This is a genomic window from Neobacillus sp. PS2-9, assembly GCF_030915525.1.
In the GTDB taxonomy this organism is placed as follows: domain Bacteria; phylum Bacillota; class Bacilli; order Bacillales; family Cytobacillaceae; genus Neobacillus.
Genome location: NZ_CP133269.1, coordinates 1,786,680 through 1,809,042, shown reverse-complemented (window position 1 = coordinate 1,809,042; position 22,363 = coordinate 1,786,680). Strand labels below are relative to the sequence as shown.

Genomic DNA, 22,363 nt, shown 5'->3' with positions numbered 1-22,363 from the left:
ATTAGATGAGCATCTTCGTTTCTATTTAATTACTCTCGCTTTAATTGTTTCCCGTGAATCAAGATGAATCGGCAAGATAGTTGGAAATATTACTTTTTTCGAGGGAGAAGGAAGGAAAATGTCGTTCCTAGTCCCATCTTACTTTGAACAGAAATATGACCGCGATGGGCATCGATAATATTTTTAGCAATTGCTAAGCCAAGGCCAGTGCCCGCTCTTCCTCTTGTTCTTGCTTTATCGGCTTTATAAAAGCGTTCAAAAACAAACGGTAAATCTTCTTCAGGAATTCCAGAACCTGAGTCTTTGACTTCAATTTTTATTGCCTGTTCTTCATTTGAAACAGTTAACTTAACTAGTCCACCTTTTGGAGTATGTCTAATCGCGTTATCAATTAAATTGGTTAAGACTTGTTCAATTCTATCAGGATCAAAGGAAACGGTTGAAATTCCACTGCCTATTTCTACAGTCAATTGAATTTCATTATCCTTCGCCAATCCCTGAAATTTGTGAATAATACGATTGATAAATGAAGAAAGATCTACTTCTTCAAAGGTTAACTGAAGATGCCCCGCTTCCATTCGTGCAAGGTCAAGTAGTTCATTAACAAGGCGTCCCATTCTTAATGATTCATCATAAATGACCTTGGCCATTTCCTTTTTCTCTTCCTGGGATTCAGCAATGTCATCGACAATAGCTTCGCTGTAACCTTGTAACATGGAAATAGGTGTCCTAAGTTCATGTGAAACATTAGCAATGAAATCTTTTCTCATCTTATCTAACTGTCTCTCTTCAGTCATATCCCTTAATACCGCAACTGCTCCGCGAATAAATTGATTACTGTAAAGTGGACTCACTAATATAACCCAGTGACGACCTTGAAGTGAGATTTCACCCACCTGTTCCTTTTCAGTATCTACCGCTTTTTGAAAGAGATTCATTACCTGTGATGGAATGGCCTCTACATCTGAAGTATTTCCTCCTTTTTCATAATACCAATATTGGAGGAACCGATCTGCAGGAGGATTGGTAATTAAGATGGTACCATCACGGTTAAAGGTAATAACCCCATCAGCCATACTGCTTAATATACTGGCGAGCTGCTCTTTTTCCTGACTAAGAGCATTCATATTAAACTTTAATTGCCGTCCCATTTGGTTAAAAGCAGTGGCCAATTCTCCGATTTCATCATGAGTAAGAATGGGAACCTTTGTATCAAATTTTCCTCTCGCCACTTCAAAAGCAGCTTCTCTCATTTTTCTTAATGGAGCGGTAATTCTCGTTGAAAGAAAAAAGGCAAAAATAGTTGTTAAAATAATTGCCACACCTGCAACAAGCAGGATAAATTTTGTTGTGGAATGGGTAGTTTCCTGCATCACCCGTAGTGATTGATAAATAAATACAGCTCCATGTTCATCACCAGGTAAATGCAATGGTACACCAATAATCGAAAAATCCGATTCGTTTCTTCCGATATTTTCAGAAAGATCGGAGACTTTTTCAACCGTCTTTTCTTGAAAGACTCTCGCTAACTCTTTGTCATTTTTAATGTATGACAATGTTAATTTTTTTTCTTTTTCCGTATTCGGAGAGTAGTAGATTTCATTCTCATTTTTAACAATGACCACTTTGGTAACATCGTCGATAATTTCCCATGATATTTCTAACCCCAGTGGGAATTTCTCATTTGGATGTTCTTCCAAAACATTTGCAATTTTTTCAGCAGTACTAGTAAGGTTATCTTTTGTCTCATGAATGTTGTAGTTTTGAAAAAACTCTAGGAGCATGACAGTTAAGATAAACAAAATAAAGGATACTAATAGAAGAATTGTAAACCAAAGTTTACCTACAACACTTCGTAAAAAGGTCATTCATTAATTACCTCAAATTTGTAGCCCACTCCCCATACGGTTACAATCATTCTTGCTGCTTGCTCAGAAACCTTGTTTAACTTTTCACGGAGACGTTTCACATGTGTATCAACTGTCCGTAGATCACCAAAAAATTCGTAGTGCCAAACTTCTTTTAATAACTGTTCGCGGTCAAATACTTTATCCGGTGCTTTTGATAGAAAATATAATAGTTCATATTCTTTTGGTGTTAAACTTACTTCCTTACCATCAGCAGTTACTCTATGAGCGTCATTATCAATTGTAAGGTGTGGAAATACAATAACATCTTTAGTTGTGGTTTCAGTTTGCAGATAACTAGTTTGTGAAGACCTTCTTAGTAGTGCCTTCACACGTAAGACTACTTCTCTAGGGCTGAAGGGTTTAACAATATAATCATCTGTTCCGACCTCAAAGCCTTGAACACGATTGATTTCTTCTCCTTTTGCCGTTAACATAATAACGGGAGTTGCCTTCTTTTCTCTTAGTTCCCGGCAGACTTCAATTCCATCTTTACCAGGCATCATAAGATCGAGCAGAATGACGTCATAATCATTAGCGAGGGCTTTTGTCAATGCCTCGGTACCATCCTCTGCTTCATCAATGCTATATTCTTCACGCTCTAAATACATTTTTAATAATCGGCGAATTCTTTCTTCATCATCTACGACTAAAATTTTTACGTCTTTATCCATTATTAATCCCCCCATGAGGTTTATTTTACAAAATGGTATCGTATTTTGCTATCTTTTCGTAGTAAATACTCCTCTAAAAGTGTCAATTGTTTGACAATCCATCTTTTTTTAGTATTTACACAATTTTTATTTTAAAAAAGCCTTCACTTTGTAGTGAAGGCTATAAAATTAATTATAAGTCTGGTCTTACTGTTTAACCAGCATATGAATGGAGTCCTGCTATTACCAAGTTAACGGCAACTAGGTTAAACATGATGATGACAAATCCGATGACGGCGAGCCATGCTGATTTCTCACCATGCCAGCCCTTAGAAAGGCGAAGGTGTAAAAATGCCGCATAGAAAAGCCATGTAATTAAAGCCCAAACCTCTTTTGGATCCCATCCCCAGAAACGAGACCATGCCATTTGTGCCCAAATCATAGCAAAAATGAGCGCGCCTAATGTAAATACAGGAAAACCAATTAATACTGAGCGATAGCTAATCTCATCAACAAAATCAAGTTTGATATTCTTGACAAGAGGCTTAAGTGAGGCTGCAATTCGCTTTCTAATGATTAGTCTTATTATGCTATAAAGCACCAGACCACCAAATAATGACCAAATAACCGTATTTAATTTTTTTGCATTGATGAAAGCAGGTACTTCAATAATAGGCTTAAATCCACTCTCTGTTATTAGTTCTCCTTTATGTGGACCAACCAGAGCAGGCATCGTATATTCAAGGACTTGCTCGGTATCATGTTTATCAATCCAATTAAATTTCTCATGATATCCTGTTCCTGAGAATACAGATGATATAGCAACAAAGCCAAGTACTGTAATTAATGCAAACATTACCATTTCTAGCCAAAAGGTTTGTTTATTAGATTTTGTTTGGTCAATTGCCTTCACTAAATAAATTAGTCCGGCTGCAAAGCTAATTGCCAAAATAGCTTCTCCGATGGCCGCAGTGGTCACATGAATATGCAACCAATAGCTTTGAAGAGCTGGTATTAATGGAGTAATATCCCTTGGAAACATACTCGCATAGGCAATTACCAATATAGCTACAGGCATGGTAAACAATCCAAGTAAGGTTGTACGATAGATAAAATAAATAACAATAAATGCACCAACAAGAGCCATTCCGAAGAAAGTGGTAAACTCGAACATATTACTCACTGGAGCGTGTCCAGCTGCAATCCATCTAGTGATAAAATAACCTAGTTGCGAAATAAAACCAACAATTGTCAAAAATACAGCAATTTGCCCCCACCTGTTGGTTCCCTTCTTCTCATTAAACTCTTTCTTTGATTTAATAGAGCCACCGAAAAACAACGTTGCTATTAAATAAAGAATAAAAGAAACAAATAATAAATTACTACTTAGTGTCGCCAACTAGACTCCCTCCTTATCTATATTTTCTTTTTGAAGTTGGTCTTCTGGAATGCCAAGCTTGGTATCCGCTAAGACGGTTTCAATTTCCCGTTTTAATCCATACCAATTTTTATTTGTGTGAGCGGCAATCCAAACTTGTCCGTTTTTCTTTTGTACCCAGATTCGACGGTGGTTCCAGTAAGCCCCCTGAATGACACCAATCATAAATATAATTCCACCTAAAATAATGGCCCATAATGACGAATCTTTTCGGACAATAAATCCAGAGACGTTCTTTGTATCTATACCCTTAAATGCGATCTTATACTTATTATTTCCAAATGGTTCAATGTTTTGTCTAATTGCAATAAAGGCCGTTTCTCCCTTTGGTTTATCAGGAGTAATCATACGAAAAACGAAAGCAGGATTATTGGGTACTCGGGATTTTGTTGTAGGTTCCCCGTTTTTATCAAATTCAAAATCCGGAAAAAAGTTAAGAATCTCTACTGAATAACCATTACCTAAATCATATTTATCTTTTGGATCTAAAAGATCCACTTTGAGGTCACCAAAAGATTGGTTTGTACTTTTATCAATTAATGAAAATGACATTGAATTCATCTCAGACCTAAAAGAAGACTGAAAAATGGAGTATCCTTCATAAGATAACGGTTTGTTTACTTGTATTTTATATTCTTCTATTTTTTTAAGCTCTGGTTTCTCACCAGGAAGATTCTTTCCGACCCGTTTATATAGGACAACGTTTGATTGATAATTCTTTACCACTTCACCCGCACGATTGATTGCTTTTTCAAAAGTTTTGTCTTTATTTTTATCATAGTGTTGTAGAATGAATTGATTGTTTTTGATAAAAAATTGTCCATTTGTTTCTGGTACTACAGCCGTTTCTCCTTCTCGAACCCAAAGATCTTCATTTATATAAAATCCAGGAATAAACCGCAGCATCCCGCCAAATAAAAAGATAATTAATCCTACGTGGTTAATATAGGGGCCCCAACGTGAAAAGCGGCCTTTTTCAGCCAACAAATCCCCATTTTCTTCACGAACATTATATCTTCTTTCTTTTAGATGCTTTTTAATGGTAGTTATATCATCTGTATCACTGTATTCATTGACACCAAAAACCCTCTGACGCTTTAAAAATCCCTCATGTCGGGTAACCCGTTGGGCTTTTAAAGCCTTATATAAGGGCACAACCCTATCAAGACTACAAATAACAAGAGAAATTCCAATCATAGCAATTAATAAAAGGTACCACCAAGAGCCATACAAATCATGAAGACCTAAATCGTAATATAATTCTCCAAACCAGCCATACTCTTGTTTATAATAGACTTCTGGCGGCAGATTTATATACATTTCCTGCGGAAGAATGGTTCCTAATGTAGAAACAATTAAAGTGATGATAATAAGCCAAACTCCAACCTTTACAGATGAGAAGAAATTCCAGATTTTATCTATAAAGGTTTTATTATAGGTTTGTGAGCGGCGTGCACTTCCTTCATAGCGCATATCGAGAAGCTGTTTATCATTCTCTTGCTCATCTAGCACTTTACCACAAGCTTCACATAGTACAGTACCGTGTGGATTTACATGGCCGCATTCACATTTAACATCTTTCATTGTAAAAACTCCCTACAACCTTAAGGTTTTATTTTCTCCATAAATTCCCTAATTTTATTTTCGGTTAGTTCTCCTGTATGGTATTTAACTACCTTGCCATTTTTATCAATCAAAAAAGTGGCTGGAAGAAGGTCTATACCATATGTACTCATGACTTCTTTATCTGTATCAATCATGATAGGAAAATCAAGCTTAAGGCGTTCAGCAAATTGTTGGACAGCAAGCTCGGGTTCCTGTATATCTACAGTCAAAACCTGAACCCCTTGGTCCTTATACTGATGGTATTGATTATTTATATATGGCATTTCTTTTTTACAGGGTGGACACCAGGTTCCCCAAAAGTTTAAGAACACTCCCTGTCCCCTATAATCAGATAAGCGGTGTTTATTTCCCTGCATATCTACCAAAGCAAAGTCAGGAGCTGTATCTCCGACGGCCACTTTTTGTTTATTATCTTTTGTTAAATTTGCATACAGTGAATAAGCAACGGCAGCACCTAGAACAAGTAAAATAAGGGACCTCATCACTAATCGCCGTTTCTTCATAAAAAAACCTCCAGTTACTCCATTACACAGTTTGTCTAATTATAGCATTTACCAACACTCTCATAGTGCTAACGCAGAAAAGTAATTGTGACGATATTATGAATTTTTCTTAGATGAATCCATTGCAAAGGCTCTTAGCTGCTTTACCTCATGCGGGGTCAGTTCTCGAGCATCTCCTGCCTTTAAACCGTGTAACGTTAAGAATGCATATCGTTCACGCTTTAGCTTTAATACTTCATGGCCAATCGCTTCGAACATTCGTCTAACCTGTCTATTTCGTCCTTCATGAATGGTAATTTCAACAATAGCGGTTAGCTTTTTCTTATCTCCCGATAATAATTTCACTTTTGCTGGTGCGGTTTTTCCATCTTCAAGTTTGATACCTTTTTCTAATTTTCTTAGGTCTTCTTTTAAAGGAATTCCCTTTACTTTTGCTACATACACTTTATCAATCTCATTCTTTGGATGCGTGAGCAGATTGGAAAATTCCCCATCATTTGTTATTAAAAGTAGTCCTGATGTATCATAATCCAGCCGGCCTACAGGAAAAATTCGTTCTTTTAACATGGGGAAGAAATCAGTAACCACTTTTCTGCCCTTATCATCACTTACACTAGAGATTACCCCCCGTGGTTTATATAAAAGGAAATAAACTGGTTCTTCTTTCTCAATTTGTATTTCATTTACTTCCACTCGATCAGTAGGAGTGACTTTTAGACCAAGTTCAGTAACAACCTTTCCATTCACCTTAACTCTGCCTTCTTTAATTAATTCTTCAGATTTTCTTCTTGAAGCTATGCCTGCTCGGGCAATAACTTTTTGTAATCTTTCCATTTTTCCACCTCATATTTCTCAATCCTAATCCATCTTAATGAATTATGACACAATTTCTCCACTTTTCAAAGTAACGGATTTTTAAAGTGAAATAAAAATAAAAAAGTATGTTCTTTTTAGAACACACCTTCTACTTAAAGCTATTTAGTTCCAAATATCAATACTACTACAACAATGGATACAATGATTCCAAACACATCAGCAATAAGCCCTACTTTTAAAGCATCCCCCATTTTTTTAATCCCAACAGCACCAAAATACACGGTTAATACATAAAAGGTGGTATCTGTACTGCCTTGCAAAATAGAAGCAAGTCTGCCTATAAAGGAATCAGGTCCATAAACACCAATTAAGTCACTAGTCATGCCTAGGGCCGCCGTTCCAGATATGGGTCTTATTATTAACAATGGTACAATTTCAGCCGGTACACCCATTGATTGCATAAACGGGCGAATCCAATTCATTAATGCATCTAATGCACCAGAAGCACGAAATATCGAGATTGCAACAAGCATACCTACTAAAAAGGGAATGATAGAAATGGCAATCTTGATGCCCTCTTTCCCACCTTCAACAAAACTTTCATAGGTGGGCACTCGTTTAAATGTGCCGTATAGAAGAATGAATCCAATAAGTAAAGGAATAAATGTTAAGGAAATAACTGAAATTAGCTGCATACATGTTCATCCTTTTCGGCTTCTACGGTAATAAAAGTACCGATCAATGAGGATTGCACCGATTGCCGATATAATAGTTGCAATGATAGTTGGGACTACAATTTCTGTAGGGGATACAGAATGATAGTTTATTCGAATCGCAATTACAGTTGTTGGAATGATGGTAATACTGGCTGTATTAATGGCTAAAAAAGTAACCATCGACCGACTTGCTGAAGTTTTTCCACCATTTAATTTTTTTAATTCCTCCATTGCTTTAATGCCCAGTGGGGTTGCAGCATTTCCTAATCCAAACATATTAGAAATCATATTAGACAAAATATATCCCATTGCTGGGTGATTTGGAGGAACCTCAGGAAACAAAATTTTCACAAGCGGACGAAATAGCCTTGAGAGACGTTCTAGAAGACCCGACTCTTCAGCAATACGCATCATTCCGAGCCAGAAAACAAGGACACTGATCAGTCCTATACACAATGTTACCGCTTCTTTAGCACCATCAAATACAGCTTTGTTGACAGCCTCCATTGTTCCATTGAATAATGCAAAGACAACCCCAATAACGGTCATAATCACCCAAACATAATTAACCATGAGCATTCACACCAATAGCAATTAGAAATATATCTTTTATAAAATCAAACAAACCTTTCTTTTTCTTGACGGTATTTTGATAATAAATCGGAGTTTCTTGTACCACTTTTCCATCTAAGTAGACGGCAGCCTTCCCAACAACCAGTTCCTTACTCTTTGTACGTTCGGCACTTTTAGACTTATTTAACTTATATTTGACTGAAAATAAGTTCATTTCCTCGTTTGTTACCGGGTAGACAATTGACTTTTTTACATACAATTTATCCTTGTAATCTTTATTATTTTCAATCTCTACTTTTCCCTTAGGTATCACTTCTGCCATATCAAACCCTTTAAATCCACCTTCATACATGGAAATATGATCATTCCAATCATCTGGCCCATTTAAGGTTACAGCAATAAGTTTCATGTCCCCTTTAGTCGCAGTAGTTACCAGCGTCCTTTTCGCTCTTTTTGTATATCCGGTTTTCCCACCAGTGCAAAACTTATATTTTGAGAGCAAACGATTCTTGTTTTTCCAAACTCGGTCCCATTTCTCAGATGGATTCGGGGCACGATGTACTTTTGTACCTGAGATTTTTTCAAAGGTTTTATTTTGCATAGCATAACGCATCAGAATAGCCATATCATAGGCAGTTGAATAATGATTTTCGTGATCATCGAGTCCATGTGGATTGGAGAAATGAGAATTATACATTCCAATTTCCCTTGCCTTCTGATTCATCAAAAAAGCAAAACCATCTACACTTCCCCCTACATATTCAGCGATGGCCACAGCCGTATCATTTCCTGATCGCAGCATCAATCCATAAACTAAATCGTTTAGTTTAATTTTCTCTCCAGGTTTTAAATAAACGGACGATCCCTCCGCACGAGTCGCTTTTTCACTAACGGTTACGTATTGATTCATTTTTCCCGATTCAATCGCAAGAATTGCCGTCATAATTTTAGTTATACTTGCAATTCTTCTTTTGGTGTGTGCATCTTTTTCAAAAAGGACTCGACCAGTTTTCTGTTCAATCAGCACAGCACTTGCGGCACTTACGGAAACGGATGCGTCCACCTTCTGAGGAATGTTTGTAACGAACAGTGAGACCAAGATGGAAAAGATTATTAGTTTTAAAATCATTCTCATTAGATCAACCTCGTCTCCTTCTATACTTCTACTTATTTAGCTTTGTACAAGTTTATGCAGGACAAGGATGAATATGATTAATTTTAAGCAAAGCAAAAGCACCCGACCATGCCGGATGCTTTTTAATCCCCGTTTAAAACGCAGGCCATTTAATATCTGCTGCCTTTTCAAACCTCATCTCCACATCATGCCAATTCACTATATTCCACCAATTATCCACGTATTCAGCCCTGTTGTTTTTATATTGGAGGTAATAGGCATGCTCCCATACATCTAACACTAGTAAAGGAATGGTATCCCACTGTGTTAACAGCATATGCCGCTCTGATTGAAGTATTTCCAAATGTCTCGCTCGCGGCGCCCAAACCAAAACGGCCCAGCCCACTCCCTCAACTTGCTTTGCAGCCTCGGTGAACTGTTTTTTAAATGCGGAGAAGCTACCAAAATAACTATCAATCTCCTCCTTTAGTAGACCTTGAGGGCTGCCACCGCCATTCGGACTCATATTCTTCCAAAAAATCGTATGCAAATAATGTCCAGATCCATGAAATGCTAGCTCTCTTGACCAATGCTTAATCAAAGAATAATCGTTAGTCTCTCTGGCTTTTTTCAGATTGAGTTCTGCTCGATTTAACCCATCTACATATGATCGATGGTGCTTATCATGGTGCAGTTTCATAATTTCTTCAGAAATATAGGGTTCTAATGCATTATAGGGGTAGGGTAGCTCAGGTAGAGAATGACCACCTGGTGATAGTTTTTTTTCAGTTATCCAAATATTACCTATTTCCTGTTTTCTTTTGAAGTAATCCTCCAATTGTATATGGATATTCTCTGCTTTCGTTTGGAGTGAAAGCAGTTCTTCATTTGACAACTCGCGATTTGTACTTTCAATCAGTTCAGTAAAAGCATCCAGCTGATTCCACAGCTCAGAATCCTGCCCCACCTTTTCTGACTGGAGAAAATGTTTCATTTGCTCATTCCATTTAAACAATTCGCTAACATATCTGCTAAACCGATCCACTATATCCCTCATTTCTAACTACCGCAATTACGTGCGGTGTCATGTAGTTACCTAAATGGTATGAGGGGGTTGATAAAAAAATGATAGGAAAAGGCTGCCCTCTTAGAGAGGCCAGCCTGATTTACCATTTACTTTGATTGTATCATCTTTGTTCTATAGTCTGTTTCGTAGTACTCAAGTTCTTCCCTTACCCGCTGGAATTCACCCTCTAAACTTTTGACTAGCTGTACGATGCCTTCAGACACACTTCGGTAAAATTTAATCGAATTTCTACCCGTGTAGGCAGAGCGACTATCTTCGTACCATGCATCATTTTTTGGTGAGAAAAACTCTTCAATGCATTGGTGGTAGATTTTGTAGAGTGTTTTTTCCGCAGCCGCTTTTTGAAACGGTTCGCTTTGTAAAATAATCGAGCAGGCTTCAAAACTTTCCTCGCTATAGACAATTAACTTTCTTAAACTTGAAAAAATTAATTTATTATACTGACGGTCTTCTTCATTCTCTCCATTCATTTGTGAGAGGGTTGTTTCATTTAGAAAGTTTTCTAAAGTTGCAATTGACTTACTTAAAAATTCTTTCACATCATTTAGTTGTGATTTTACCAACGAGTTTCCCATAGTTACCTCCCTAATTTAACATCGAGCCTTCTTTATTGCGGTTGCAAAATGAATTCAAGTGGTGAATGGAGTTCGAAACCCTTCTTTTCTTTAAGAGCACGAAAAACTTCAGGTAATTTTTCAAAATTAATATCCTGAAAATAAGAAGTAAATTCATTCTTTGAATTAATATATAGACGTTTTCTGCTTCGCAGACCTGGATTCTTAATGAGGCAACACAGTGCTACGATATCCCTAAAAAATATCTCATTTTCATTTTGAACCAAAATGGGGTCCTGTTTAAATGGTGTTAATTCCTGGAGAAACTCATCAAAATACCTAACGTATAAAACATGAAGTGTTTTTTCTTCCCCGTTGTCGATAAAGGTTACTTCACTTCTGTTAAAAAAATCCTCAGAAGTATTTGATTTTTCTTTTTCTAATTCAATACCTTTACACTCTTTAATCTGCAAGATAATCCCGCCCCTTATTGAAATGCTCAGTTAATACCAGTTATAACTGATAAATCATTTTGAAAACGTATATTTATTTTAGCATAAATTGGTCATTTTGATAGCCATTTTAAGAGTTAATCGTTTCTTGAAATTTCTCAAAAAATAAATCGGCTTCCTCTTGGATGTATTCATCCTCTACTTTTTCAGGAAGTTGTGGAAGTTCCTTAAGACTTTTAAGGCCAAAATAATCAAGAAATTCCTTCGTCGTGCCATATAAATAAGCTCTTCCTGCTCCCTCTGCACGACCAACCTCTTTAATTAAAACCTTTGCCATTAATGTATGCAGGGGTCTTTCTGTTTTCACCCCTCGAATTTCTTCTATTTCTGCCCTAGTAATTGGTTGTTTATAGGCAACAATAGCCAATGTTTCTAACGCAGCCTGTGATAAGGTAGAGGTATGTGGAGAATCCACCAATTTTTTTAAGTAATTTGCGTTTTCCTTTTTTGTAGCTAGTTGATAGGTCCCAGCCAACTGGACAATCATAACTCCCCTATTATTGTTTTGTACGTATTCTTTCTTTAAGTCCTCAAGGACCTCACTTGCTTTCAGTTCATCCACATCTAGTACTTCAGCTAATTGCTTTAACGAAAGCCCCTCATCTCCAGCTGCAAACAAAAGGCTCTCAACAATGCTTGTCCAATTAATAAGATCCACTTGACTATGCCCCTTCCTTAACAGCTTCAACAAAGATTTCACCAAAATTTTCTTGCTGCTCCACGTCGATCTCTTTTCTTTTAATCAGCTCTAAAACTGCTAAAAAGGTCACCACAATATGTTCTTTAGCCGGAAAGGGAAACAAATCATTAAAGTTTTTCCTTCCTTTTAGCTGTTTTAATTCATCCATAATTTCTATCATTCTTGTCTCAATTGAAATTTCTTGTCTGGCAATTTTAGTTGCCATTGGACGCTGTAACTTTTTTCTACGTAATAATTTTTGAAATGCAGCTAACATATCATACAAAGAAACATTTAATTCTGTTCTTTCAGGGTGTTTTTCCTTTGCAAAGTCAGAAAGGTCACTAGGTGGCTTTGTAAACATAAGCCCTCGTTCTTCTTCCATCGATTTAAGGTCCTGTGCTGCCTCTTTATACTTCCGATATTCAATCAATCTTTCAACTAACTCGTCCCTTGGATCCTCTTCGAAAGACATGTCTGAATCCGCGTCTACGTAGGCCTCTTCATGTTTAGGCAAAAGCATCTTACTCTTAATGGCAAGTAAGGTAGCAGCCATAACTAAAAACTCACTAGCTACATCCAATTTAAGTTCAGTCATTGTTTTAATATATATAAGATATTGCTCAGTGATTTGAGCAACCGGAATATCGTATATATCAATCTCGAGCCGGTTAATTAAATGGAGAAGTAAATCCAACGGCCCTTCAAACGCATCAATTTTCACCTGGTATGGCATTTATATTTCACCAAAATTCTATAAAGATAAATTCGTTATCCGTCATTACGACTAATAATAGTATAGAGTATTCATTTGTGTTATCCAATAGAAAAATCAACCTTAAGTGGTTTATATCCAAAATAGATGTTTGCCCATAACAATGGACAAATATCCTACATATGATGACAAGGAAAAGAACAAAAAATATTTTAGGAGGTATTTGAATATGTCTGATGGCGGCTTTGGTACTGGTTTTGCATTAATCGTCGTGCTATTCATTTTGTTAATTATTGTTGGTGCTTCCTGGGTTTATTAAAAAATAAACTGAAGTACTGGCCCGTCATTTTGACGGGCCTTTTCTTTTTTCCAGTTTGAGATTCATTTTTAAGAAGGTCTATCTTTGAATGTGATAAACTTACTTTAGTATGTTGTTAAGGGGGGGATATCTTGTATCCTAGAGCGTATATTCAATTTTTAGTCCATTTTCATGGGGATCGTGATTATTTCGAGTGTCACGAAGTCCTTGAAGAGTATTGGAAAAAGACAGACTCTAGAAACAAAGATTCCATTTGGGTAGGTCTGATTTTATTGGCGGTTTCCACTTATCATCACCGGAGAAAAAACTTTAAAGGGGCAATAAGAACATTACAAAAGGCCTTAACCATTCTAAAGAAACAAGAAGATAGTGTAAAGAAACTTGGATTGGACTATGTGCAACTGCTTCAAATTGTACAAGAACGTTTAAACCTCATTACGTCTGAACAATTATATAGAAGTTTTAATATACCAATTAGTGATCCTCATTTATTGGACCTATGTTTTGCAACTTGTGATCAATTAAAATTCCAATGGGGTAAAGATAGTGATCTGACCAATATTAACCTCGTTCAACGCCATAAATTACGGGATCGAACAAATGTGATTCAAGAAAGAAAGCAATCTTTAAAAATGAGAAAAGAGGCTGACTTATAAGGGTCAGCCCCATGTTATTTCAGCAAACATCACATTTTTCGATAAATGGTGCAGTGTTTTCATTTGGTATAATTACTTTATCTGAGTACATCTCTCTTAATGCTTTTACCATTCTTTTTCCCACACCTTGGTAGCGATGGGAAGGGTTAACAGAAATATGCTGGATTTCGAGAGTATTTTCTTCATCATGATAAAGAACTCCTAGCAGTCCAATAATATCTTCTTCTTTCCATAAGAAAAGCTGCCAGTTTTCTTCCGTCTCATATTCCTTCATGGTCAACTGTAGCTTTTTTAAGTCCTTTTCATTTGGCATAAAAGACAGTAATCCCATGGCAATTTTTTCGAATGTTTTCTTATACCGAATTAACATTTTGATCCCTCATTATATTAAATAAACCATTGGTAATTTGGTTTAGCAATAGTATATTTTTACCAAACAACTCATTAATAAACCTAATTTATTATATGTAATTAAATTTATAGTGTTTCACTAATGACCATCATACATAATTAATGGGCAATCATCAATGATAAAAATTACTAAATCCTATTGCTTTGGTCCAATAAATAGCCAGTAGATTATTCCCCAAATGGCAGAAATTCCAATTAGAATACTAAATAACACCCAATTTCTTTTCATAAAGGCTTCCTCCGAAACAGTTCATTCATGACACTCATTCTACACCAAATGACAGAAATAATCTATTTCCTCTTACAAATATTACATATTATCACTAAAGTTTTAAAACTATGAAACTTCTTAATACATTTATTCGTTTATATTAAAGGTTTCGGTTATATTATAAAAGAGCATATATTTATTAGGCTCTGTTATACTTGTCTGTTGATTTCCGCTCCAGGCGCGAGCAGTCCGTGGGCGTTTCGGCGAGCCTCCTCGGCGCTTGCGCCTGCGGGGTCTCCCCTGACCCGTACTCCCACAGGAGTCTTCGCGCCTTCCGCTCCAATCAACTGGGTATAATAATCAACAATGCTCTTTAACACAGCCATTTATTAAAACTGCTTTAAATTTCAAGGAGGCAAAAAATGAAAAAATTTTTCACCCTTTTATTAGTAACTTTAATTTTCTTTCAACCGATCAGAACCTTTGCAGATCTAGCTGAAGGGGATATGATTGTCACTTTAGGTGAAAATCTTACCAAAGATCAAAAGGATAAACTTCTAAAAGAAATGGATGCCCCTCTGGATGTACAAATAGTGACTGTGTCCAATCAGGAGGAACACCAATATTTAGGGAAATATGTAGCAAAGTCTCTTATCGGAACAAAGGCTATCTCTTCTTCTGCCATCACCATTGCTCCTAAGGGATCTGGCATCACAGTTAAAACCAATAATATCAATTGGGTTACAGATGAAATGTATGTGAATGCATTAATTACTGCCGGTGTAAAGGATGCAAACATCTATATCACAGCTCCTATTTCTGTTTCTGGAACAGCTGCCTTAACTGGAATCATAAAAGCATATGAAATCTCTGCGGATAAAGCTATACCAGAAGAGGTCAAGCAAGCAGCTAATCAGGAAATGGTTGAAACTGCCAAACTCGGCGATTCGATCGGAGAGAAAAATGCTGCGGCATTAATCGCGAAAGTAAAAGAAGAAATAGCCAAGAATAAGCCGCAAAATGATGAAGAATTACGAAAAATCATTGAACAGGCTGCAAAAGATTTAAATGTTAGTCTTACTGATGAGGAAATGCAACGTCTAATTGATTTGTTTAATAAGTTGAAGAATTTAGATATCGACTGGAACCAAGTGAGTGACCAACTGAATAAGGCAAAGGATAGGATTTCTAAATTTCTTGAATCGGAAGAAGGTCAAGGTTTCTTAGAAAAGGTCAAGCAGTTCTTCATTTGGTTGATCGACGCTATCAAGTCAATCTTCTCTTAATAAAATGGCTCTGTTAAACTTGTCTGTTGATTTCCGCTCCAGGCGCTTCGCTTTCCGTGGGCGTTTCGGCGAGCCTCCTCGGCGCTTGCGCCTGCGGGGTCTCCCCTGAACCGTACTCCCACAGGAGTCTTCGCGCCTTCCGCTCCAATCAACAGGGTATAAAATTCAACAATGTTCTTTAACACAGCCATTAAATTAATAAAGCTGCCACTTCTATGGCAGCTTTTCCATTATTTTAATGGCAAATCATGTCTTACTAGATCTTCGTACGTCTCTCTTTTAACAACAAGAGTGGCCTTGCCGTTTTCAACAAAAACAACAGCTGGCCGTGGAATACGGTTATAATTATTTGACATGGAATAACCATAAGCACCCGTACAAAATACAGCTAGAATATCTTCTTCCCCTGCTTCAGGAAGTGGTAAGTCCCAAATTAACATATCACCCGACTCACAGCATTTCCCTGCAATAGAGACGGTTTCCTTTGTTTTTGCTAAGGGTCTATTAGCAAGAACGGCCTCGTATTTAGCGCTGTAAAGAGCAGGTCGAATGTTATCACTCATGCCTCCATCAACAGCTAAATATTTCCTCACACCTGGGACTTCTTTTGAAGAGCCTACTTTATAAAGGGTGATTCCTGCATCTCCTACAAGTGAACGCCCTGGTTCAATCCAGATTTCAGGCATTTGCATAGAGTAATGCTCTGTCAATTTTTTTACTTCTTTAATGATTTCACTGACATATTGTGCAGGTGGAATTGGCTCATCCTCTTTTGTATAACGGATCCCAAAACCGCCTCCTAGGTTTAACACTTTCGCTTTAAATGAAAGTTCATTTTCCCACTCTGCCATTTTTTCAACAATTTTCTTTGCAGCAAGTAAAAATCCTGTAGTTTCAAAGATTTGCGAACCAATGTGGCAGTGTAGCCCAAGAACATCAAAATAATCAAAATGAAGAGCTGTTTCTAATGCCTGTTTCGCCTGTCCATTTTGAAGATCAAATCCGAATTTTGAATCCTCCTGCCCGGTCAAAATATAATCATGGGTATGCGCTTCAATCCCAGGAGTTATTCTTAATAAAATATTAACTTTCGTTTTTTTCTCCTGGCAAATGGATTTTAAAAGTTCGATTTCATGGAAATTATCTACAACAATACAGCCAATTTGGTGATCCAACGCCATCTCCAGTTCTTCCCGGCTTTTATTATTCCCATGAAAATGAATTCTCTCGACTGGAAATCCTGCAACTATAGCGGTATATAACTCCCCACCAGAAACGACATCAAGAGATAAACCTTCCTCTTCTGCCAGCTGTATCATAGCAACTGTCGAGAATGCTTTACTTGCATATGCCACTTGAGCTTTCATATTTTGTTCTTCAAAAGTTCTTTTAAAGCCTCGAGCTCTTTCACGCATTAATGCAACATCATATACATATAAAGGAGTACCATATTCTTGAGCCAATTCAATGGCATCGACTCCGCCTATTTCTAAATTTCCGCTTTTATTAACTCCTGTTGATCCATAAAAATACATTTCCTTCCCCACTCTCCATAACAGCTCACTATAGTTTATGTAGACAATGTTAAAAGATATAAACAAATAGACAGAATCTACATAAGATACTGCCTATTCATAATCCTTTATCACTCTATTTAATTAAAATTACTTTAGCATACCTGAAATAAAACCGCAATTATTTCTCGTTTGCTTTAGGTGGCTGTCGGAAACGGTTTCGCGGATGAACAATGCTTGGTCTAAGTAGTGACCCAGGTATAGCTCTTCGAACGAGAATCTGCAAAAATCCTTTAGGCTCAAACGGAAGAAAAGGCCATAGGTAAGGTGTGTTAAGGACACGCATCTTAACAAGAAAAATAAACATTAAACTTGCACCAATAATAAAACCTGGTGTATGGAAGATGGCAACTAAAATGGTCAATGTTATTCGGAGCATCTTATTAGCTACACCTAACTCATAACTTGGTGTGGTAAATGAACCAATGCCTGCGACAGCAACATAAAGAATGACTTCAGGAACAAACAAACCAACATCAATTGCAATTTGACCAATTAACACTGCTGCAATTAAGCCCATTGCCGTGGATAATGGTGTTGGTGTATGTATGGCTGCCATTCGTAAAAACTCAATCCCAAAATCGGCTAATATTAGTTGAATGACAACGGGAATATTGGTTTGTTCGTTAGGTCCAATAAACGATATTTTTTCAGGTAATAAAGAAGGCTCTAAGACAAATAAAAGCCATAATGGAAGCAATAATATCGATGTTAATACACCTAAAAAACGAGTCCACCGTACAAAGGTCCCTGCTGCTGGTGATTCCCGAAATTCTTCTGCATGTTGCACATGATGAAAATAGGTTGCTGGTGTAATGATGACACTTGGGGAAGTATCACAATAAATGACAATATGCCCTTCTAAAATATGAGCAGAAGCTACATCCGCTCTCTCCGTATATCTAACCATTGGGAAGGGATTCCACCCTTGTTTTACGATAAATTCTTCCAGCGTTTTATCTGCCAAAGGAATGCCATCTACTTGTATAGCATTGATTTCTTTTCTGAGAATATTTAGTAGATCTGCATCGGCAACATCCTCTAAGTATCCTAAGGCCACATCCGTTTTCGACCGTTCTCCAACCTTTAACATTTCAAAGCGCAGTCTTTCATCACGAATTCTTCTTCTTGTTAATGCCGTATTTAATATAATATTTTCTACAAATCCATCACGAGAACCACGAACTACTTTTTCTGTGTCAGGCTCTTGAGGAGACCTTCCTGGATAACTTCTAACATCCACTGCAAGGGCTGTATCTACCCCATCAATTACTACAACAATTAACCCTGATAATACAAAGTCCACCAATTCATTTAGTGTTTTAATCGGTTGAACGGATTGGTTGAGGAGACGATTATAAATGAGTTTATAAATGTCAGTTGAGAGTTTTTCATGGTCATTGAGTTGCACTAGTTCTTCAATTAACTCAATAACGAAACGAGTATCACATAATCCATTACAAAAATAAATTTGGACATCTGTTTTAAGGACGTTAAGTTTTCTAACTCCTAGATCAAAACTTATTCCAAGCCCCACCCGTTGTTTCATATAATTTTCAGTCTCATGGACCGATTCAGGGATTGGCCATTTTTGCTCATCACTTCTTGCCATAGAAGCCGCTCCTTTCTAGTATAAGTTCAACTGCTTTCTTTGTTATTGGGGAACCTTGTTTATAAGAGTCGTTCCTTGCCATTTTCCCTACATCACCCACTCCAACGATAATAGGCACATCTAACTCATCAAGACAGTAAACTGTATCTCCATTTATTCTGCCGATTTCAAGTTCGGGTATACCAAATTTATCTACCCCATAGGGAGTTAACACTCCATCACGATCAATACTTACATCCACCCTTGCCCATTCTTCGTGTCTCGATTTTGCGGCCACCGCAATAATGCCTAGAACTTCAATGTCTTTATGGGTAGCAACATATTTTAATGCTTTCTCACCCGCCCCCTCCCCTACAATGCCACTGTCATCAAACATGACTAATACTGGATCATAAGCTGCTTCTTTTATTAAGCGGATAATTTCAGGACCTGACAATTTAGACGGATTTCCTTGAGACCGGGAAATACACCGACCGCCAATCTCTCGAGCGACGTGCTCGATGGCCTTTTTGGCATATTCATCACCGTCCGTTACTAGAATGACTCGTCTCCGCTTACTCATTCTTTGATGTCCTTTCATTAGAAAAGCGTGGACCTAGCAAGTCCTTTATACAACCTGCTAGGCTTCATGCTTGACTGTTTATTATCATTAATGATGTACAAAATAAAGCCATTGAAAGAGTGACCCGAAAATTTTCCCCAGTACAATCGCCATAATTAAAATGACTAATTCCCCATCCATTCGAATTCTTTTTACAAGGATTGGAAAGACATTTAACACTTCTGTAAGTGCAGCGGCTAACATGCCAACAAACACTCCACCGTATACCCCTAAGAGGATTAGTGTATAAGGCCAAATATGTAATACTGGATCTCTGAGACTGGCTATTACTCCAGTAAGTGCACCGATAACTACCGCCCATTCATATTGTTGGATCATTTTCATCGTTTTGGTAAGCTGCGTTAGCCTTGGAATGACTCCTAATACGGTAAGGAAAGCAACAAATCCTGATCCTACTGCTAATCCACTTGCTATTCCTAAAAAACATACTGCAAGAATTTTAATCGTTATCATGGAGATGCTTCATACTTTCTTTATTTTCATGAATAATCACGTAGTTATCTAAATCCATTTGATAATTAAACATTTCTACTTCAAGAGGACTGGGCTCCTCATTTATTCGTTTCTTAAATACATGATTAAAAAAAAGAATCATTCCAAGACCTAAACCAATGGAATAAGGTATTTGAAATAATAATGGTTTTGCTTCCTTTTTGCCTGTAATAATGGTATATAGCTTTTCTTGTACACTTCTCATACTAACATCATCATGAAAATTCATGATTGCCATTGCTGAACCAAAAAATAAGAGAAACCAGATTAAAAGAAAGAATGGAATGTTTAATCCCTTTTTCTTTACCATTACTTCTATGATGGTTTGAGCTGGCCCAATTGTTTGGACCTCCAGGGATCCAAACTTATTTGTAATTAAATCAATCACTTTCATTACATCAATCACAACAATATTACGGTCCATTTCTGTAAGTTGATAGATCATCATAGATTTTAGAGCCGGAAGTAAGGTTTCTGGTGCGATTATTTGGGCTACATCTTTTAATAATATTTTTCCATCAGGCTGGGCTTGTACACGATTCCGCATGCGGATGTAGATTGTTTTATCCAAAACATTCACTTCCCACACAATTATTTCCTCGTATGTGTAGTATGGTTAAGAAACAAGCATTTCATGTAGGAAAAATAAAAAGACCGTAGGATCATAGATCCATACGGTCTTTCATTTGTTGTAATATCTTTTTCTCAAGTCTTGATACCTGAACCTGTGATATACCAAGTCTCAGTGCCACTTCCGACTGCGTTTGATCTTTATAGTATCTTAAATATACAATAAGTCTTTCACGCTCATCCAATTCGCGAATGGCTTCTTTTAAGGCTATTTTATCAAACCATTTCCCTTCATTACCATCATCAATTTGGTCAAGTAATGTAATTGGGTCACCATCATTTTCATACACTGTTTCATGAATGGATGAAGGAGTCCTGCTTGCCTCTTGAGCAAGGATGACATCCTCCGGCGAAAGCTCCAAATGGGCTGAAATTTCATTAACCGTTGGAATCCTTCCAAGTATTTTAGATAATTCATCCTTGGCTTTACGGATTTTATTTCCCATTTCCTTCAGCGACCGGCTGACCTTAACTGTTCCATCATCGCGAATAAATCGTTGGATTTCACCAATTATCATTGGTACAGCATATGTGGAAAACTTAACATCGTAGGAAAGGTCAAACTTATCGACTGATTTTAATAAACCGATACAGCCAATCTGAAACAGGTCATCAGGGTCGTATCCCCTATTAAGAAACCTCTGGACTACTGACCAGACAAGACGCATGTTTTTTTCAACTATTAGATCCCTTGCCTCTTGGTCCCCATCATGGCTCTTTTTAATGAGCTCTTTCACTTCGTGATCCTTTAAATACGTTTGACTTTTATCGTTCTTGACCTCCACATCCATCGGCAAGTCTCCTTAATTGCAAAGCATTTTGCGGGATTGTAAATGCTTTCGTAATCTAACCTCGGTTCCTCGACCTGGCTGTGAATGAACCTCTACCTCATCCATGAAATTCTCCATGATGGTAAAACCCATACCGGAGCGTTCTAAGTCCGGCTTTGTTGTAAATAATGGCTGACGAGCTTCTTCCACATCAACAATACCTAATCCACTATCTTTTATGGTCATATCAATCAAGCTATTTTCGATAATTACTTGAATCACTACGGTTCCATTCGGATCATTTTCATATCCATGGATAATCGCATTTGTCACGGCTTCAGAAACAACTGTTTTTATTTCAGTTAATTCATCCATTGTCGGATCTAGCTGTGCAATAAACGCGGCAACAGTTACACGGGCAAACGATTCATTTTGACTTAAAGCACTGAATTGAAGATTCATCTCATTCTTCACTCAGGCCACCCCCAATCTTTGCAATGCAAATTCCTCAGTCGGTTCCATTTTGATAATTTTAAATAAACCAGACATATCGAATAATCTTTGTATTGCAGGGGAAATTGCACAAACGACCATTTCACCGTGCACCTGTTTAATTTGTTTGTATCTTCCTAGAATAACCCCTAATCCAGAGCTATCCATAAAAGAGAGGTGTTCTAAATTTAAGACAATATGACGAATTTCATTCTTTTCAATAACCACTGTCGCTTGTTCGCGTAAGTCATCTGCTGTATGGTGATCGAGCTCACCACTTAAGCGAATGCATAATACGTCATGTTTTGTTTCCATATTAATGTTAAGACTCACTATCCCCGTCCTCCTTCATCTGGTATAGTGAGTCAATTCGCTTTTTTGAAGGTAATATCCTT

General features: G+C 37.2%; 26 protein-coding genes. 3 read left to right on the top strand and 23 right to left on the bottom strand.

The genetic code is table 11. The features are described 5' to 3' along the window. Positions 1-89: 89 nt before the first annotated feature. The 14 genes from RCG25_RS08990 to RCG25_RS08925 all read right to left on the bottom strand — a co-directional run bounded on the left by RCG25_RS08990 (position 90) and on the right by RCG25_RS08925 (position 12,914). Positions 90-1,868, bottom strand: a complete 1,779-nt coding sequence (locus RCG25_RS08990; protein WP_308083338.1) for an ATP-binding protein — start codon at positions 1,866-1,868, stop codon at positions 90-92. Continuing rightward, positions 1,865-2,581: a response regulator transcription factor gene (locus RCG25_RS08985; RefSeq protein ID WP_308083337.1), complete on the bottom strand. Its 717-nt coding sequence runs from the start codon at positions 2,579-2,581 to the stop codon at positions 1,865-1,867. The genes RCG25_RS08990 and RCG25_RS08985 overlap by 4 nt, the downstream gene beginning before the upstream one ends. 193 nt (positions 2,582-2,774) lie before the next feature. Continuing rightward, the gene (ccsB, locus tag RCG25_RS08980; RefSeq protein WP_308083336.1) at positions 2,775-3,959 is read right to left on the bottom strand and encodes a c-type cytochrome biogenesis protein CcsB; all 1,185 of its coding nucleotides are present in this window, start codon (positions 3,957-3,959) and stop codon (positions 2,775-2,777) included. Next, positions 3,960-5,582, bottom strand: a complete 1,623-nt coding sequence (locus RCG25_RS08975; RefSeq protein ID WP_308083335.1) for a cytochrome c biogenesis protein ResB — start codon at positions 5,580-5,582, stop codon at positions 3,960-3,962. 20 nt (positions 5,583-5,602) lie between these two features. Continuing rightward, entirely contained in the window at positions 5,603-6,127 is a 525-nt protein-coding gene (gene resA, locus RCG25_RS08970; protein ID WP_308083334.1) for a thiol-disulfide oxidoreductase ResA, read from the bottom strand. A 96-nt stretch (positions 6,128-6,223) separates the two neighbouring features. Further along, positions 6,224-6,961, bottom strand: coding sequence for a 23S rRNA pseudouridine(2605) synthase RluB (gene rluB, locus RCG25_RS08965; RefSeq protein WP_308083333.1), 738 nt, complete (start codon positions 6,959-6,961; stop codon positions 6,224-6,226). A gap of 140 nt (positions 6,962-7,101) precedes the next feature. Further along, positions 7,102-7,638: a spore maturation protein gene (locus RCG25_RS08960; RefSeq protein ID WP_308083332.1), complete on the bottom strand. Its 537-nt coding sequence runs from the start codon at positions 7,636-7,638 to the stop codon at positions 7,102-7,104. A 6-nt stretch (positions 7,639-7,644) separates the two neighbouring features. Then, entirely contained in the window at positions 7,645-8,232 is a 588-nt protein-coding gene (locus tag RCG25_RS08955; RefSeq protein WP_308083331.1) for a nucleoside recognition domain-containing protein, read from the bottom strand. Continuing rightward, complete coding sequence (locus RCG25_RS08950; protein ID WP_308083330.1) at positions 8,225-9,367, bottom strand: D-alanyl-D-alanine carboxypeptidase family protein; 1,143 nt, start codon at positions 9,365-9,367, stop codon at positions 8,225-8,227. The genes RCG25_RS08955 and RCG25_RS08950 overlap by 8 nt, the downstream gene beginning before the upstream one ends. Before the next feature lie 133 nt (positions 9,368-9,500). Further along, a complete protein-coding gene (locus RCG25_RS08945) occupies positions 9,501-10,391 on the bottom strand; it encodes a superoxide dismutase (RefSeq protein WP_308083329.1) in 891 nt (296 codons plus the stop codon). Positions 10,392-10,519: 128 nt separating this feature from the next. Continuing rightward, the gene (locus RCG25_RS08940; RefSeq protein ID WP_308083328.1) at positions 10,520-11,008 is read right to left on the bottom strand and encodes a YpuI family protein; all 489 of its coding nucleotides are present in this window, start codon (positions 11,006-11,008) and stop codon (positions 10,520-10,522) included. Positions 11,009-11,040: 32 nt separating this feature from the next. Next, positions 11,041-11,460: a hypothetical protein gene (locus tag RCG25_RS08935; protein ID WP_308083327.1), complete on the bottom strand. Its 420-nt coding sequence runs from the start codon at positions 11,458-11,460 to the stop codon at positions 11,041-11,043. A 109-nt stretch (positions 11,461-11,569) separates the two neighbouring features. Beyond that, entirely contained in the window at positions 11,570-12,157 is a 588-nt protein-coding gene (gene scpB, locus RCG25_RS08930) for an SMC-Scp complex subunit ScpB (RefSeq protein WP_308083326.1), read from the bottom strand. 4 nt (positions 12,158-12,161) lie between these two features. Beyond that, positions 12,162-12,914, bottom strand: coding sequence for a segregation/condensation protein A (locus tag RCG25_RS08925; protein WP_308083325.1), 753 nt, complete (start codon positions 12,912-12,914; stop codon positions 12,162-12,164). A 208-nt stretch (positions 12,915-13,122) separates the two neighbouring features. Here RCG25_RS08925 and RCG25_RS08920 point away from each other — a divergent pair, with 208 nt between their 5' ends. After that, positions 13,123-13,212, top strand: a complete 90-nt coding sequence (locus RCG25_RS08920) for a YjcZ family sporulation protein (protein ID WP_308083323.1) — start codon at positions 13,123-13,125, stop codon at positions 13,210-13,212. 131 nt (positions 13,213-13,343) lie between these two features. Then, positions 13,344-13,868 (top strand): DUF309 domain-containing protein, encoded by a 525-nt coding sequence (locus RCG25_RS08915; RefSeq protein WP_308083321.1) that lies wholly within the window; start codon positions 13,344-13,346, stop codon positions 13,866-13,868. A 19-nt stretch (positions 13,869-13,887) separates the two neighbouring features. Here RCG25_RS08915 and RCG25_RS08910 read toward each other — a convergent pair whose 3' ends face one another. Further along, a complete protein-coding gene (locus RCG25_RS08910; protein ID WP_308083320.1) occupies positions 13,888-14,238 on the bottom strand; it encodes a GNAT family N-acetyltransferase in 351 nt (116 codons plus the stop codon). 674 nt (positions 14,239-14,912) lie between these two features. On the opposite strand from RCG25_RS08910, the gene RCG25_RS08905 reads away from it, so the two are divergent. Continuing rightward, the gene (locus RCG25_RS08905) at positions 14,913-15,776 is read left to right on the top strand and encodes a DUF1002 domain-containing protein (protein WP_308083319.1); all 864 of its coding nucleotides are present in this window, start codon (positions 14,913-14,915) and stop codon (positions 15,774-15,776) included. 230 nt (positions 15,777-16,006) lie between these two features. On the opposite strand, the gene lysA is transcribed toward RCG25_RS08905, so the two are convergent. The 8 genes from lysA to spoIIAA form a co-directional block, all read right to left on the bottom strand. Further along, positions 16,007-17,311: a diaminopimelate decarboxylase gene (gene lysA / locus RCG25_RS08900; RefSeq protein ID WP_308083318.1), complete on the bottom strand. Its 1,305-nt coding sequence runs from the start codon at positions 17,309-17,311 to the stop codon at positions 16,007-16,009. A 160-nt stretch (positions 17,312-17,471) separates the two neighbouring features. Beyond that, positions 17,472-18,962 (bottom strand): spore germination protein, encoded by a 1,491-nt coding sequence (locus tag RCG25_RS08895; protein WP_308083317.1) that lies wholly within the window; start codon positions 18,960-18,962, stop codon positions 17,472-17,474. Then, positions 18,949-19,524 (bottom strand): stage V sporulation protein SpoVABEA, encoded by a 576-nt coding sequence (locus RCG25_RS08890; RefSeq protein ID WP_308083316.1) that lies wholly within the window; start codon positions 19,522-19,524, stop codon positions 18,949-18,951. Before RCG25_RS08890 ends, RCG25_RS08895 begins: the two co-directional genes overlap by 14 nt. 87 nt (positions 19,525-19,611) lie before the next feature. Continuing rightward, positions 19,612-20,034: a stage V sporulation protein AB gene (locus RCG25_RS08885; protein ID WP_308084134.1), complete on the bottom strand. Its 423-nt coding sequence runs from the start codon at positions 20,032-20,034 to the stop codon at positions 19,612-19,614. Next, the gene (locus RCG25_RS08880; protein ID WP_308083315.1) at positions 20,024-20,647 is read right to left on the bottom strand and encodes a stage V sporulation protein AA; all 624 of its coding nucleotides are present in this window, start codon (positions 20,645-20,647) and stop codon (positions 20,024-20,026) included. Before RCG25_RS08880 ends, RCG25_RS08885 begins: the two co-directional genes overlap by 11 nt. A gap of 91 nt (positions 20,648-20,738) precedes the next feature. Beyond that, complete coding sequence (gene sigF, locus RCG25_RS08875; RefSeq protein ID WP_308083314.1) at positions 20,739-21,497, bottom strand: RNA polymerase sporulation sigma factor SigF; 759 nt, start codon at positions 21,495-21,497, stop codon at positions 20,739-20,741. A 12-nt stretch (positions 21,498-21,509) separates the two neighbouring features. Next, positions 21,510-21,950 (bottom strand): anti-sigma F factor, encoded by a 441-nt coding sequence (spoIIAB, locus tag RCG25_RS08870; protein WP_308083312.1) that lies wholly within the window; start codon positions 21,948-21,950, stop codon positions 21,510-21,512. Continuing rightward, positions 21,951-22,301, bottom strand: a complete 351-nt coding sequence (gene spoIIAA / locus RCG25_RS08865; protein ID WP_308083311.1) for an anti-sigma F factor antagonist — start codon at positions 22,299-22,301, stop codon at positions 21,951-21,953. Positions 22,302-22,363 lie beyond the last annotated feature (62 nt).